This is a genomic window from Streptomyces coelicoflavus (assembly GCF_045041415.1).
Taxonomy (GTDB): domain Bacteria; phylum Actinomycetota; class Actinomycetes; order Streptomycetales; family Streptomycetaceae; genus Streptomyces; species Streptomyces coelicoflavus.
The window spans coordinates 783,778-798,009 of record NZ_CP108218.1; the positions used below are offsets into that span (position 1 = coordinate 783,778).

At 72.4% G+C, this 14,232-nt stretch carries 13 protein-coding genes; 7 read left to right on the forward strand and 6 right to left on the reverse strand.

Features of this window, described 5'->3' with window-relative positions:
- Positions 1-17 precede the first annotated feature (17 nt).
- Positions 18-1,181: a Gfo/Idh/MocA family protein gene (locus tag OHA99_RS03595; RefSeq protein WP_405693982.1), complete on the forward strand. Its 1,164-nt coding sequence runs from the start codon at positions 18-20 to the stop codon at positions 1,179-1,181.
- 48 nt (positions 1,182-1,229) lie between these two features.
- On the opposite strand, the gene OHA99_RS03600 is transcribed toward OHA99_RS03595, so the two are convergent.
- Entirely contained in the window at positions 1,230-2,264 is a 1,035-nt protein-coding gene (locus OHA99_RS03600; RefSeq protein ID WP_405693985.1) for a LacI family DNA-binding transcriptional regulator, read from the reverse strand.
- Between the two features lie 130 nt (positions 2,265-2,394).
- On the opposite strand from OHA99_RS03600, the gene OHA99_RS03605 reads away from it, so the two are divergent.
- Both OHA99_RS03605 and OHA99_RS03610 read left to right on the forward strand, forming a co-directional pair.
- Positions 2,395-3,558 (forward strand): phytanoyl-CoA dioxygenase family protein, encoded by a 1,164-nt coding sequence (locus tag OHA99_RS03605; protein ID WP_405693988.1) that lies wholly within the window; start codon positions 2,395-2,397, stop codon positions 3,556-3,558.
- Between the two features lie 71 nt (positions 3,559-3,629).
- Entirely contained in the window at positions 3,630-4,634 is a 1,005-nt protein-coding gene (locus tag OHA99_RS03610; RefSeq protein WP_194279847.1) for a Gfo/Idh/MocA family oxidoreductase, read from the forward strand.
- 34 nt (positions 4,635-4,668) lie between these two features.
- Here the strand turns inward: OHA99_RS03610 and OHA99_RS03615 are convergent, their stop codons facing one another.
- The 5 genes from OHA99_RS03615 to OHA99_RS03635 all read right to left on the reverse strand — a co-directional run bounded on the left by OHA99_RS03615 (position 4,669) and on the right by OHA99_RS03635 (position 9,279).
- Positions 4,669-5,082, reverse strand: coding sequence for a VOC family protein (locus OHA99_RS03615; RefSeq protein ID WP_153176795.1), 414 nt, complete (start codon positions 5,080-5,082; stop codon positions 4,669-4,671).
- A 134-nt stretch (positions 5,083-5,216) separates the two neighbouring features.
- Positions 5,217-6,119 carry a sugar phosphate isomerase/epimerase gene (locus tag OHA99_RS03620; RefSeq protein ID WP_153176796.1) on the reverse strand — a complete coding sequence of 301 codons (903 nt, stop codon included), beginning with the start codon at positions 6,117-6,119 and terminating at the stop codon, positions 5,217-5,219.
- Between the two features lie 2 nt (positions 6,120-6,121).
- Entirely contained in the window at positions 6,122-7,174 is a 1,053-nt protein-coding gene (locus tag OHA99_RS03625; protein ID WP_153176797.1) for an ATP-binding cassette domain-containing protein, read from the reverse strand.
- A gap of 6 nt (positions 7,175-7,180) precedes the next feature.
- The gene (locus OHA99_RS03630) at positions 7,181-8,257 is read right to left on the reverse strand and encodes an ABC transporter permease (protein ID WP_165683882.1); all 1,077 of its coding nucleotides are present in this window, start codon (positions 8,255-8,257) and stop codon (positions 7,181-7,183) included.
- Positions 8,257-9,279: a sugar ABC transporter substrate-binding protein gene (locus OHA99_RS03635; RefSeq protein WP_007389141.1), complete on the reverse strand. Its 1,023-nt coding sequence runs from the start codon at positions 9,277-9,279 to the stop codon at positions 8,257-8,259. The genes OHA99_RS03630 and OHA99_RS03635 overlap by 1 nt, the downstream gene beginning before the upstream one ends.
- Before the next feature lie 252 nt (positions 9,280-9,531).
- On the opposite strand from OHA99_RS03635, the gene iolC reads away from it, so the two are divergent.
- Genes iolC through iolD form a run of 4 tightly spaced genes read left to right on the forward strand, consistent with a single transcriptional unit; the run spans position 9,532 to position 14,197 of the window.
- Positions 9,532-10,494: a 5-dehydro-2-deoxygluconokinase gene (gene iolC / locus OHA99_RS03640; RefSeq protein ID WP_405693995.1), complete on the forward strand. Its 963-nt coding sequence runs from the start codon at positions 9,532-9,534 to the stop codon at positions 10,492-10,494.
- Positions 10,495-10,507: 13 nt separating this feature from the next.
- Entirely contained in the window at positions 10,508-11,404 is an 897-nt protein-coding gene (locus OHA99_RS03645; RefSeq protein WP_381499292.1) for a deoxyribose-phosphate aldolase, read from the forward strand.
- 25 nt (positions 11,405-11,429) lie between these two features.
- Entirely contained in the window at positions 11,430-12,326 is an 897-nt protein-coding gene (iolB, locus tag OHA99_RS03650; RefSeq protein ID WP_405693999.1) for a 5-deoxy-glucuronate isomerase, read from the forward strand.
- Positions 12,323-14,197 carry a 3D-(3,5/4)-trihydroxycyclohexane-1,2-dione acylhydrolase (decyclizing) gene (gene iolD / locus OHA99_RS03655; protein ID WP_405694002.1) on the forward strand — a complete coding sequence of 625 codons (1,875 nt, stop codon included), beginning with the start codon at positions 12,323-12,325 and terminating at the stop codon, positions 14,195-14,197. Before iolB ends, iolD begins: the two co-directional genes overlap by 4 nt.
- Positions 14,198-14,232 lie beyond the last annotated feature (35 nt).

A 14,232-nucleotide genomic window follows, 5' to 3' on the forward strand; every position in this document is an offset into this window, starting at 1 on the left:
TTCGCAGAGGGGCTCTCATGGTGGACGCGCTCGGTGTCGCCGTCGTCGGTTTCGGCTGGATGGGCCGGGTGCACACCCAGGCGTACGCCCGTGTCCGGCACCACTACCCGCACCTTCCGCTGCGCCCCGAGCTGGTGGCGGTCGCCGAGGAGGTGCCGGGTCGGGCCGAGGAGGCCGCCGAGCGGTTCGGCTTCGCCTCGGCCACCCGCGACTGGCGCGAGGTGGCCGCCGATCCGCGGGTCCACGCGGTCAGCATCACGGCCCCGAACTTCCTGCACCGCGAGATCGCCGTGGCGATGGCCGGGGCGGGCAAGCACATCTGGATCGAGAAGCCGGTCGGGCTGACCGCCCGGGACGCCCGCGCGGTGGCGGACGCAGTGGCGGGGGCGGGTGTGCAGGGCTCGGTCGGCTTCAACTACCGCAACGCGCCCGCCGTCGAGGCGGCCCGCGATCTGATCGCGGCCGGGGAGATCGGCGCCGTCACCCATGTCCGCATCCGCCTCTTCAGCGACTACGCGGCCCATCCCGAGGGGGCCCTCACCTGGCGGTTCGAGCGGGAGCGCGGGGGCAGCGGGGTGCTCGGCGACCTGGCCTCGCACGGCGCCGACCTGGCCCGCTTCCTGCTCGGCGAGATCGCGTCCCTGACCGCCGACACGGCCGTCTTCCTGCCCGAGCGGGCCCGGCCGACCACGGCCACCGCCGGTCACTCCCGGGCCGCGGGCGGCGAGCCGGGGCCGGTCGAGAACGAGGACTACGTCAGCTGCCTGCTGCGCTTCGCCTCCGGTGCCCGGGGAGTCCTCGAGGCCTGCCGGGTCTCCGTCGGCGAGCAGAACAACTACGGCTTCGAGGTGCACGGCACCACGGGCGCGGTGTACTGGGACTTCCGCCGCATGAACGAACTGGGCGTCAGCCGCGGCACGGCCTACCAGGACCAGCCGGTCAGCACGGTCCACGTCGGCCCCGGGCACGGCGAGTTCGCGGCCTTCCAGCCGGGCGCCGCCAACGCCATGGGGTACGACGACCTGAAGGTGGTGGAGGCGCACCGCTTCCTGCGCTCGATCGCGGAGGGCACCCCGTACGGCGCGACGCTGACGGACGCCGTGCACAGCGCGGCCGTGCTGGACGCGATGACGCGGTCGGCGGAGCTCGGCGCCTGGGTCGCTCCCGAACTGCCCGGCTGACGGCGCCGCGCCCGGGGCCGCCGGCATCCGCCCGGGCCGCGACACGGGTCACCCGGTCGCTGTGTCGGGCGGCATGTTGTGCGGTGTGACGACCTGGATCGCCGACGGCCGCGCCGGACCGGCGGGCGGCAGGGCGCCGTGGGCCCGCATCACATGGCGGCAGGCCTCGCGCAGGTCCTGGCGCAGATCGTGGTGGAGGACGACGGACAGGCGCCGCTCGCGCAGCAGCCGGGTGTTGTCCTGGTCGAGGTCGTGGGCGACGAACACGTCGCAGGGGCGGCCGAGGTCCGCGAAGGCGCGCAGGGTGGCGATGTTGCCGCCGCCCATCGAGTAGACCGCGCGGATGCCGGGGTCGCGTTCCAGGGCGGCCCGGACCAGGTCGTACTGGGTGGCGTCCAGTCCCTGGCCCTCGGCGGTCTCGACCAGGGCCCGTCCGGGGTGGCGGGCCCGCATGACACCGCGGAAGCCCATCTCGCGCTCCTCCTCGTTGCGGAAGAAGCCGCTGCTGAGGCTGGTGAGGACGTTGCCCGGGCGGTCGCCGAGCCACTCGCCCATGAGATAGGCGGCGGTGGCGCCGGCCGCGCGGTCGTCGATGCCGACGTAGGCCACCCGGGGGCTGGTGGGCAGGTCCGTGGCGAGGGTGACGACGGGGACGCCGGCGGTGGTCAGCCGGCTCACGGCGGCGGCCACCTCGGGGACGTCCGGGGCCTTGAGGATGACCCCCTGCGAGCCGCGGCGGGCGATCCGGTCCAGGATGCCGGTCAGTTCGCCCACCGGGCCCGTCTCGCGGAAGTGGAAGCGGCAGCGCACCGCCGCGGGGTGCAGGGCGGGCAGTTCGGCCTCCAGCGCGGTCCGCACGGCGGTGGAGAAGCGTTCCGGGGCCTGCATCACGATGTCGCACATGAACGTGCGGCCGACCAGCCGGACCTGGGTGCGCTGGCGGTCCAGGTCGGCGATGGCCCGCCGCACCTCGTACGCGGTGCTCTCGCGGACCCCGCCCCGGCCGTTGAGCACCCGGTCGACGGTGGCCTCGCTCAGGCCCGCCTGACGTGCGATCTCCCGGATCGGGAAGGGGTGTCCCACGACCGGCTCCTCGGCTTCGTCGGCGCGGCGCAGGCTGAGGGGTTTTTGATGGCCGCCTGCTGGTTGTTCGACGCGTTTGTCAGGACAAGAATGACAGCACCGCGTCGCCCCTGTCAGCGAAAGGACGACGATGTCCCCAGCTCCCGTCCCCGCCCAGCGCCTCCGGCTGTCCGCACAGGACTGCGATCTCGGCGCCTTCCGCGCACTCGTCGAGCGGCCGACCGACCCGGCCGCGTACCCCCGGGCGGCCGCCGTGCGGCAGAACGTCCCCGTGTACGCCGCCGGGGAGCTGCGCGACGACGCGCGGACGGCGGCCGAACTCGTCCACGCCCTCGCCGACGGCCCCGGCATCGTCGTCCTCGCGGGGGCCTTCCCGGATCCGGTGGTGGTCGACCGGGCCACCGCGGTGTTCGACGCGCTGATCGCCGGGCAGCGCGCCTCGGGGGCGGCCTCCGGTGACCACTTCGCCGCGCCGGGGGCCAACGACCGGGTGTGGAACGCCCTGGAGAAGGCGGCCCTGCACGACCCCGAGGCGTTCGCCGACTACTACGCCAACGAGCCCCTGTCCCTGGTCGCCCGCGCCTGGCTGGGCCCCGGCCACCAGGTCACCTCCCAGATCAACGTGGTCAATCCGGGCGGCGCGGCCCAGACGGTGCACCGCGACTACCACCTCGGCTTCCTGTCCACCGAGGCCGCGGCGGCCTACCCGGCGCACGTGCACCGCCTCTCCCCCGTGCTCACGCTCCAGGGCGCGGTCGCGCACTGCGACATGCCCGTGGAGTCGGGACCCACCATGTACCTGCCGCACTCCCAGAAGTACGAGCCGGGTTACCTGGCCTGGCGGCTGCCCGAGTTCCGGGCCTACTTCGAGGCGCACCGCGTGCAGTTGCCGCTGGCCAAGGGCGACGCGGTGTTCTTCAACCCCGCGGTGTTCCACGCGGCGGGCGCCAACCGCTCGACGGACGTCCGCCGCATGGCCAACCTGCTGCAGATCTCCTCGCCGTTCGGCCGCGCCATGGAGACCGTGGACCGGGAGGCGGTGGTGAACTCCGTGTACCCGGTGCTGCTGAGACGGAAGGCGGAGGGCGTGGGCGAGGGATGGCTGGAGCGGGTGATCGCCGCGAGCGCGGAGGGGTACCCCTTCCCCACGAACCTCGACCGGGACCCGCCGGTCGACGGTCTCGCCCCGCCCTCCCAGGCGGACCTCGTACGGCGGGCGCTGTGCGAGGAGTGGGCACCGGACGCGCTCCGCGCGGAGCTGCGGGCGGGCCACGAACGACGCGAGAGCCGGTGACCGGGGCCCGGCGGGGCGCGGACCCCGGCACGGACACCTCACACCACCCCACACAAGGAGCAGCGAAGCGCATGCGTATCGGAATCCTCGGCCTCGGCCGCATCGGCGCCTTCCACGCCGAGACCCTCGCCGGACTCGAAGCCGTCGGCTCGCTGGTCGTCGCGGACCCGTTCGCGGACGCCGCGCGGGCGGCCGCCGAGCGGTTCGGCGCCGAGGTGGCCGACTCCCCCGAGGCGGTGCTGGCGGCAGGCGTGGACGGTGTGGTGGTCGCGGCTGCGACGGACGCCCACCCGGCTCTGATCCTCGCCGCCGTCGAGGCGGGCGTGCCCGTCTTCTGCGAGAAGCCCGTCGCCCGCACGATGACGGAGGGCGTCGAGGTGCTCAAGGCGCTCGCGGGCCACGACGTGCCGGTCCAGATCGGCTACAACCGCCGCTTCGACGCCGGGTTCGCCGCCGCGCGGGCCGCGGTACTCGGCGGTGAGCTGGGCACGCTGCACACCGTACGGTCGACCACGCTGGACCCGGCGCCGCCGCCGGCCGCCTACGTCGCCGCCTCCGGGGGCATCTTCCGGGACTGCTCGGTGCACGACTTCGACGTCATCCGCTGGGTGACCGGCCGGGAGGTGAGCGAGGTGTACGCCGTCGGCGGCAACCGCGGCGCCGGCTTCATCCGGGAGGCGGGCGACGCGGACACCACCGGCGCGATCCTCACCCTGGACGACGGCACCATCGCCGTCGTCTCCAACAGCCGTCACAACGCCCGCGGTTACGACGTCCGCATGGAGATCCACGGCTTCGACGACTCGATCGCCGTCGGCCTGGAGGACAAGCTGCCGCTGCGCTCGGTGGAGCCCGGCGCGACCTTCCCGGCCGGTACTCCGCACGACTTCTTCATGGACCGCTTCGCGGCCGCCTACCGCGCCGAGCTGACCGCGTTCATCGAGGTCGTCGCCGGTACCCGCACCTCCCCCTGCACGGTCGAGGACGCGCTGGAGGCGGGCTGGATCGCCGAGGCGTGCACGCTGTCGCTGCACGAGCACCGGCCGGTGACGATCGCCGAGGTGCGGCGCGCCTGAGCGGGGCGCACGGGGTCCTGTCGGGCCGGCGGGGTCAGCCCGCCGGCTCGCTGATGTTCACCATCCAGGGCACGCCGAACCGGTCCGTGCACATGCCGAAGACGTCGCCCCACATCTGTTTCTCCAGGGGCACGGCGACGGAACCGCCGGCGGACAGCTTCTCCCAGTAGCCGCGCAGCTCGGTCGCGTCGTCGCCGCTGAGACTCACCGCGAAGGTGTTCCCCGGCGTGTACTCCATTCCCGGCGGGGTGTCGGCGCCCATCAGGGTGAAGCCGCTCGGCGTCTCCAGCATGCCGTGCATGATCTTGTCGGTGTACGCGGGGTCCGGCATGCCGGCCGAGCCGAAGGTGTTCAGCGCCAGGGTGCCCCCGAACACCTGCTCGTAGAACTCCATTGCCGGCCGGGCGTCGCCGTCGAAGCTGAGGTAGGGGTTGAGACGCGAGGACATGGGTGCCTCCCGGAACGGGCCGAGGTGTGGGTGTCAGTACTGCGCACGCTAGCGCGCGGCACTGACAACGGCCCGCCGAGCGGCGCGCCGGCGGGACGCCCGCCCGCCGGCGACCGCCCGCCGGTATCGCCGGCTCAGGCGCCGCAGGATCGCAGGAACTTCCGGGTGCGCACCGCGATGGGCAGCGGCTTGTCCGGCTCGCAGGGGTACATGTCCTGCTCGACGATGGCGAACAGGTCCACGCCGAGTTCCTGGGCGGCCGTGAGCACCGGGCCCAGCTCCGGCACGCCGCCGGGCGGCTCGCACATCACGCCGCGCTGCACGGCCGGGCCGAACGGCACCCCGCCCTCCCGCACCCCGGCGAGGATGTCCGGGTCGACCTGCTTGAGGTGGAGGTAGCCGATGCGCTCGCCGTAGGTCTCGATCAGCTTGACGCTGTCGCCGCCGCAGTAGGCGTAGTGACCGGTGTCCAGGCACAGGCTGACGAGGTCGGAGTCGGTGGCGTCGAGGAAGCGCTCGACGTGCTCCTCGGTGTCGATGTGGGTGTCGGCGTGCGGGTGGACGACGATGTCCAGGCCGTAGGTCTCCCGCACCTCGCGGCCGAGGCGTTCCATGCCCCGGGTGAGGTGGGTCCACTGCTCGCCGGTCAGCTCCGGCGGCTCCAGGATCTCGGCGGTCTTGTCGTCGCGCCAGAAGGACGGGATGACGACGAGGTGCTTCGCGTCCATGGCCTGTGTCAGGGCGGCGACGCGGCTGACCTGTTCCCAGGTGGCCTCCCATTCGGAGGGACCGCGGTGCAGCCCGCAGAAGATGGTGCCCGCGGAGACCTTCAAGCCGCGCCGGGTCACCTCATCGGTGAGCCGGGCCGGGTCGGTGGGGAGGTAGCCGTAGGGGCCCAGCTCGATCCAGTCGTAGCCGGCCTCGGTGACCTCGTCCAGGAACCGTTCCCAGGGGACCTGCCGGGGATCGTCGGGGAACCAGACGCCCCAGGAGTCGGGGGCCGAGCCGACGCGGATGCGGTCGAGGGCAGAGGGCATGCTCAGGCCTTCCCTTCGGCGGTGCCGGATGCGGTGCTGTCGGACGCGGCGGCGTCGGACCCGGCCGCGTCGGACGCGGTGGCGTCGGACTCCGCCGCGTCGGATGCGGCGGCGTCGGTCCTGTCGGCAGTATCGGGTGCGGCGGCCTTCGCCGCAGCGCCCGTGTCCTCGGGGAGCGCCTCCACGTCGACGCCGCCGACCTGCGCCAGCTCGTGCTTGAGGGCGGCCAGTTCGGCGCCGCCCGCCATGTGGTTGGTGAGCGCTTCGAGGGTGATGTCGGCGCGCGCGGCGCTGAGCTCGAGGGTGCCCAGGCGCAGCACGCTGAAGTGGTCGCCGACCATGTAGGCGTGGTGGGGGTTGTGGGTGATGAAGACGACGCCGAGGCCGCGTTCGCGGGCGGCGGCGATGTACTTGAGCACCACGCCGGACTGCTTGACGCCGAGGGCGGCGGTGGGCTCGTCGAGGATGAGGACGCGGGCGCCGAAGTAGACGGCGCGGGCGATGGCGACGGACTGGCGCTGGCCGCCGGAGAGCGTACCGATGGGCTGTTCGAGGTCGTCCAGGACGATGCCCATGTTGCGCAGTTCCTCGTCGGCGGTCCGCTTCATGCGGGCGATGTCGAGGCGGCGCACGGGCCAGGGGCCCTTGGTCATCTCGGAGCCGAGGAAGAAGTTCCGCCACACCGGCATCAGCGGGACGGTGGCGAGGTCCTGGTAGACCGTGGCGATGCCCCGGTCGAGGGCGTCGCGCGGGCTGGCGAAGCGCACGGCCTCGCCGTCGACGAGGAACTCGCCCTCGGTGTGCTGGTGCAGCCCGGAGATGATCTTGATGAGGGTGGACTTGCCGGCACCGTTGTCACCGAGCACGCAGGTCACCCTGCCGGGGTGGACGGCGAGGTCGACGCCGTGCAGGGCGCGGATGTTGCCGTAGGCCTTGCCGGCGTCGCGCAGTTCCACGAGCGGACGGCCCCGCTCGGGCGCGGGGTCGGCCAGGACGGTGCCGTGGGTGCCGGGGGTTCCGTCGGTGCGAGGGGTCCCGGGGGTCTTGCTGGTCATTTCCGATCACCTCCGGGTCGCGGCGCGGCGGACGTACAGGTTGATGAGGACGGCGCCGAGGAGCATCACGCCGAGGAAGGCCTTGAACCAGTCGGGGTTCCAGCCCGCGAAGACGATGCCCTGGTTCACGATGCCGAACATGAAGGCGCCGAAGACGGGGCCGATGGCGGAGCCGTAGCCGCCGGTGAGCAGACAGCCGCCGATGACCGCCGCGGCGATGAAGATCAGCTCCTGTCCGACGCCCTCACCCGACTGCACGGTGTTGAAGGAGAACAGCTGGTGCATGCCGACGAACCAGGCGCCGAAGCCGACCAGCATGAACAGCGTGATCTTGGTGAAGGTGACCGGCACGCCGACCGCGCGGGCGGACTCCTGGCTGCCGCCGACGGCGAAGATCCAGTTGCCGTACTTGGTGCGCAGCAGTACCCAGGTGGCGAGGGCGGCGAAGACCAGCCACCACACGACCGTGATCTTCACCTCGACGCCGCCCACGTCGAAGGAGGAGGCGAACAGGGCCTTGGCCTGGTCGAAGCCGTCCATGTCGCTGATGTTGTCGGTGGCGACGTTGCCGGTGACGAGCTTGGTGACGGCGAGGTTGACGCCCTGGAGGATCAGGAAGGTGGCCAGCGTGACCAGGAAGCTCGGCAGTCCGGTCTTCACCAGCACCCAGCCGTTGAAGGCGCCGACGGCGAGCGAGACCACGAGGGCGACGATCACGCCCATCCAGACGTTCATGGTCAGCTGGTAGCTGAGCATGGCGGCGGTGAGCGCCGAGGTGACCACGGCGACACCGGCCGACAGGTCGAACTCGCCGCCGATCATCAGCAGGGCGACGGGCAGCGCCATGATGCCGATGGTGGACGACTGGTACAGCACCGTCGCCATGGAACCGCCGTCGCGGAGCGTGGGGGCGGCGATCAGGAAGAAGACGAACACGGCGACCGCGCCGAGGAAGACCCCGACCTCGGGCCGGGCGAGCAGCCGCAGCGCCAGGGGGCGTTCACGGGTGCGTCCGTCGGTCTCCTTGGGGCCGGGGGCCGGCGGTGCGACCACCGCCGGCTCAGCCTGTGGGGCCATGCTCATCACCGGGTGCCCTTCGAGGCGAACTCGGCGACGGCCTTCACGTTGGACTTGTCGACGAAGGCCGGGCCGGTCAGCACCGGCTGCTCACCGCCGCCGCTGTAGTTGCCGTTGTTCTTGTAGAGCCACAGTCCGTCGACGGCGAGGTAGCCCTGGAGGTAGGGCTGCTGGTCGACGGCGAACTCGATGTCGCCCTTCTCGATGGCGCCGGTCAGTTCCTTGTTGAGGTCGAAGGTGGCGACCTTGGCCTTGCTGCCGGACTCGTCCACCGACTGCACGGCGGTCATGGCGAAGGGGGCGCCCAGCGTGACGAGGTGGTCGATGTCGCTGCTCTGCTTGAGCTTGGCGGTGATGGTCGACTTCACCGAGGGCATGTCGGTGCCGTTGACGTAGAGGTTCTCGATGGACCCCTCGAAGGTCTTCTTCACGCCGTCGCAGCGCTGGGTCAGGCCGACGTTGCCCTGCTCGTGGATGACGCAGACGGCCTTCTTGGCACCGTCCTCGTTGAGCCGCTTGCCGAGCGCCTCGCCCGCCACGCTCTCGTCCTGGCCGAAGAACTCCATCAGGCCGAGCTTCTGCCAGTCCGCCAGACCGGAGTTGAGCCCGACCACGGGTATGCCGGCCTTCTCCGCCTTGGCGAGGACGCTCTTGAGGGCGTCCGGCTTGGCGAGGGTGACGGCGATGCCGTCGACCTTCTGGTCGATCGCGTTCTGCACCAGGTTGGCCTGGTTGCCCGCGTTCGGGTCGGCGGAGTAGACGAGCTTGACGTTGTCCTTGTCGGCGGCGGCCTGGGCGCCCTTGCGGACGATGTCCCAGAAGGTGTCGCCGGGTGCCTGGTGGGTGACCAGGGCGACGGTCATGCGGGGGGTGTTCGCCTTGCCCGCGGATGCCCCCGAGTCGCCCTCCTCGTCGGCCTTCTTGCCGCCCGAGCTGCTGGAGCAGCCGGCGAGGGTCAGGGCCGCGGCGGCGGCGAGGGCCACGGCGGGGGCGAATCTGCGGGAGCGGGCGTGCGAAGAGCGGTCCATCTTTTCCTGCACCTCACTGTGCGACTGTGCGACGGGAGAGCCGTGTACCAGACCCGGGTGCCGGACCCGAGAAGAATGGCTGTTGCTGCGCTGGGACCGGATACAAGTCCTTGTGACGCCCACTGTCAATACTTTGTCAAGACATCATTTCACTCACAGGTCCGAATGTAAGTACAAAGTCTTGACAGTGTCGTCCGGGAGTCATACACCTGGGAGGCGGCAGGCCCCCGCCCAGCCAAAGGAGCGTCGCACATGGCCGAGTCAGTCCCGCGTTTCGATCTGATCACGATGGGTCGCATCGGGGTCGACCTCTACCCTCTCCAGACGGGCGTGCCCCTGGCGGAGGTTGAGACCTTCGGCAAGTTCCTCGGCGGTTCGGCCTCCAACGTGGCGGTCGCCGCCGCCCGGCTCGGCCGCACCGCGGCCGTCATCACCCGCACGGGCGACGACCCCTTCGGGGCCTATCTGCACGGCGCGCTGAAGGAGTTCGGCGTCGACGACCGCTGGGTCACCCCGGTCGCCGCGTACCCGACCCCGGTGACGTTCTGCGAGATCTTCCCGCCGGACGACTTCCCGCTGTACTTCTACCGCCGTCCCAAGGCCCCGGACCTGGAGATCCACCCGGAGGACCTGGACCTGGACGCGGTCCGCGCGGCCGCGATCTTCTGGATGACCGGCACCGGGCTGAGCGAGGAGCCGAGCCGTACGGCGACGCTGGCCGCGCTCGCCCACCGCGCGAAGTCCGGCACCACGGTCTTCGACCTGGACTGGCGCCCCATGTTCTGGACCGATCCCGACGAGGCCCGCCCGTACTACGCCGAGGCGCTCGGGCACGCGACCGTCGCGGTCGGCAACCTGGACGAGTGCGAGATCGCCACGGGCGTGCGCGAACCCCGGGCCTGTGCCGAGGCGCTCCTTGCGGCCGGTGTGGAGCTGGCCGTGGTCAAGCAGGGCCCCAAGGGTGTCCTCGCCGTCCACCGCGACGGCCGGTCCGCCGAGGTGCCGCCGGTCCCGGTCGAGGTGGTCAACGGCCTCGGTGCGGGCGACGCGTTCGGCGGGTCCCTGTGCCACGGTCTGCTCTCCGGCTGGGAGCTGGAGCGGATCATGCGGTACGCCAACGCGGCCGGCGCCCTCGTCGCCTCCCGCCTCGCCTGTTCCTCCGCGATGCCCACCGAGGCGGAGGTCGACGACCTCCTCGCGCGAGCCACTCCCTGAACGGAGCCACGTCTTGTCCCCCAGCATCTCCAGCATCCCGGACCTCACCGCGGTCAGGGCCCGGCACCCGGAGGCGATCGCCGAGGCCGCGGCCCGCCGGGTGCGCCGCCCGCTGATCGGCGACTCCGGCCGCCTGATGATCGTGGCCGCCGACCACCCGGCGCGCGGCGCACTCGGCGTCGGCGACCGCGGGCTCGCCATGGCCAACCGGGCCGACCTGCTGGAACGCCTGTGCACCGCGCTGTCCCGCCCCGGCGTCGACGGGGTGCTGGCCACCGCCGACGTCCTCGAGGACCTGCTCCTGCTCGGGGTGCTGGAGAACAAGGTCGTCATGGGGTCCATGAACCGGGGCGGCCTCGCGGGCGCCGCGTTCGAGATGGACGACCGCTTCACCGGCCACCGCGCCGAGGACATCGACCGGCTGCGCTTCGACGCGGGCAAGCTGCTGCTGCGCATCGACTACGACGACCCCGGCTCGCTGGCCACGATGGAGGCGAGCGCCCGGGCGGTCGACGCCATGGCGGCCCGTGGACTGCCCCTGTTCGTGGAGCCGTTCATCTCCCGCCGGGTCGACGGACGGGTCCGCAACGACCTGTCCGCCGAGGCCGTCACCCGGTCCATCGCCATCGCCTCGGGCCTCGGCGGCACCTCCGCCTACACCTGGCTGAAACTGCCCGTCACCCACGACCCGGACGACATGGCCGGGGTCCTGGAGACCTCCACGCTGCCCGCCGTCCTGCTCGGCGGCGACATAGGCGGCTCCCCCGCGGACCAGAGCGCGGCCTACGAACGCTGGCGCAAGGCCCTGAGGCTGCCCACCGTGCAGGGCATGGTGGTCGGCCGCTCGCTGCTCTACCCGGCCGGGGGCAGCGTGGAAGAGGCGGTGGACACGGCCGTGGGACTGCTGTGAGCGAGGAGAGGCGGAGGAGCAGGGGATGACGCATCACCTTCCCGCGGGCAGGGCCGCGGCGGACGGCCCGTACGCCGTGGAAGTGACGCCCGAGAGCGCGGGCTGGGGCTACAGCAGTCTGCGGGTGGTGAATCTGCCGCCCGGCGGCGGCCACACCTTCGACAGCGGCGGCAGCGAGTGGATCGTCCTGCCGCTGAGCGGCGGCTGCACGGTCGGGGTCGCCGACGACTCCGGCGACGCCACCTTCGAACTCACCGGTCGGGCCAGCGTGTTCGACGGCGTGACCGACTTCGCGTACGTGCCGCGCGACGCCCGCACGACCCTGACCTCCGCCGACGGCGGCCGGTTCGCCCTGACCGGCGCCCGCTGCACCCGCCGCCTGCCCGCCCGGTACGTCCCGGCGTCCTCGGTCCCGGTGGAGCTGCGCGGCACGGGGAACTGTTCGCGGCAGGTCAACAACTTCGGCGCGGCCGGGGTGTTCGAGTGCGACAAGCTGATCGCGGTCGAGGTGCTCACCCCGGGCGGCAACTGGTCCTCCTTCCCGCCCCACAAGCACGACGAGCACCGCCCCGGCGAGGAGTCGGTGCTGGAGGAGATCTACTACTTCGAGTTCGCGGCCCACGACGGCACCCCCGGCCTCGGCTACCAGCGCGTCTCACCGTCCGGGCAGGGGCAGGGGACCGACGTCCTCGCCGAAGTACGCGACGGGGACGTCGTGCTGATCCCCGACGGCTGGCACGGACCGTCGATGGCGGTCCCCGGCCACCACATGTACTACCTGAACGTCATGGCCGGTCCGGAGCCCGAGCGTGTCTGGCTGATCTGCGACCACCCCGACCACGCCTGGATCCGCGACACCTGGCCCGACCAGCCGGTCGACCCCCGGCTCCCCCTCTACACCGCACCGGAGAGGTCCGCATGAGCGTCGCCGCCACCCGCCGACTGACCACCGCCCAGGCCCTGGTGCGCTTCCTGACCGCGCAGTACACCGAACGCGACGGCGTGCGGCACCGGCTGATCGCCGGCACCTGGGGCATCTTCGGACACGGCAACGTGGCCGGCCTCGGCCAGGCACTCGTCGAGTACCGCGAGGCGATGCCGTACCACCAGGGCCGCAACGAGCAGGCCATGGTGCACGCGGCCGTCGGCCACGCCCGCCAACTCGACCGCCTGTCCGCGCAGGCCGTGACGACCTCCATCGGCCCCGGCGCGACCAATCTGGTCACCGGTGCCGCCCTCGCCACGATCAACCGCCTGCCGGTCCTTCTCCTCCCCGGCGACTACTTCGCCTCGCACGCCGCCGACCCGCTGCTCCAGCAGTTGGAGCACCCCGTCGAGGCCGACGTGTCCGTCAACGACGCCCTGCGGCCCGTGTCCCGGTACTTCGACCGGATCAACCGCCCCGAGGCGCTGCTCGCCTCCGCGCTGAAGGCGATGCGCGTGCTGACCGACCCGGCGGAGACCGGCGCGGTCACCCTCGCGCTGCCGCAGGACGTGCAGGCCGAGGCGTACGACTGGCCGGAGGAGTTCTTCGCCGACCGGATCTGGCGGGTACGCCGCCCCGCGCCCGACCCGGCGGAACTGGCGGACGCCGTCCAGCTGATCCGCTCCGCCGCCCGCCCGCTGATCGTCGCGGGCGGCGGCGTCCACCACAGCGAGGCCGAGGGGGCCCTGAAAACGCTGGTGGACGCCACCGGCATCCCCGTCGCCTCCACCCAGGCCGGCAAGGGCGCCCTGCGCCACGACCACCCGGCCGACCTCGGCGGCATCGGCCACACCGGCACCGCGGTGAGCGACGAACTCGCCCGCACCGCCGACCTGGTGATCGGCGTCGGCACCCGATACTCGGACTTCACCACCGCCTCGGGCACCCTCTTCCAGCACCCGGACGTCCGCTTCCTGAACCTCAACATCACCGCCTTCGACGCCCACAAGCTCGCCGCCGGCACCCTGGTGTGCGACGCGCGGGCCGGGCTCACGGCGCTGGCGGAGGCCCTGCCCTGCCACCGCGTGGACGCGGCGTACGAGACCGAGTACCGCGCCGGGAAGGCCCGTTGGGAGGAGACGGTCGACGCCGTCATCCGGGCCGACGACGACGGCGCGGTGCCGACCCAGACGCAGGTGCTGGGCGCGCTGGACGCGGTGGTCGGCGACGAGGACGTGGTGATCAACGCGGCCGGTTCGCTCCCCGGCGACCTGCACAAGCTGTGGCGGGCCCGCTCCCCGCGCCAGTACCACCTGGAGTACGGCTACTCCTGCATGGGCTACGAGATCCCGGCCGCGCTCGGCGTCCAGCAGGCCGCGCCCGGCACCCCCGTGTGGGCCCTGGTGGGCGACGGCACCTACCTGATGAACCCGACGGAGATCGTCACGGCCGTCCAGGAGAACCTGCCGGTGAAGCTGGTCCTCGTCCAGAACCACGGCTACGCGTCCATCGGCGGCCTGTCCGAGTCGGTGGGCGCCGAGCGCTTCGGCACCGACTACCGCCACCGCGTCGCCGACGGCTCCTTCACCGGCGCGCCGCTCCCCGTGGACCTCGCCGCCAACGCGGCCAGCCTCGGCATGGACGTCCTGCGCGCCAAGACGGTGCGGGAGCTGCGCGAGGCGCTGTCGACGGCGCGGGCGGCGACCCGCCCGACGTGCGTGTACGTCGAGACGGCGCCCCCGTCGGCCGCCCTCCCGGCGGAGGCCTGGTGGGACGTGCCGGTGGCCGAGGTGTCGGCGCGCGAGGCCGCCACCGGCGCGCGGAAGGTTTACGAGCGCGCGGTCGCCGACCGCCGCCACCACCTCTGACCGCTCCGCCCGGCGCCCCGACACACATCACCCAC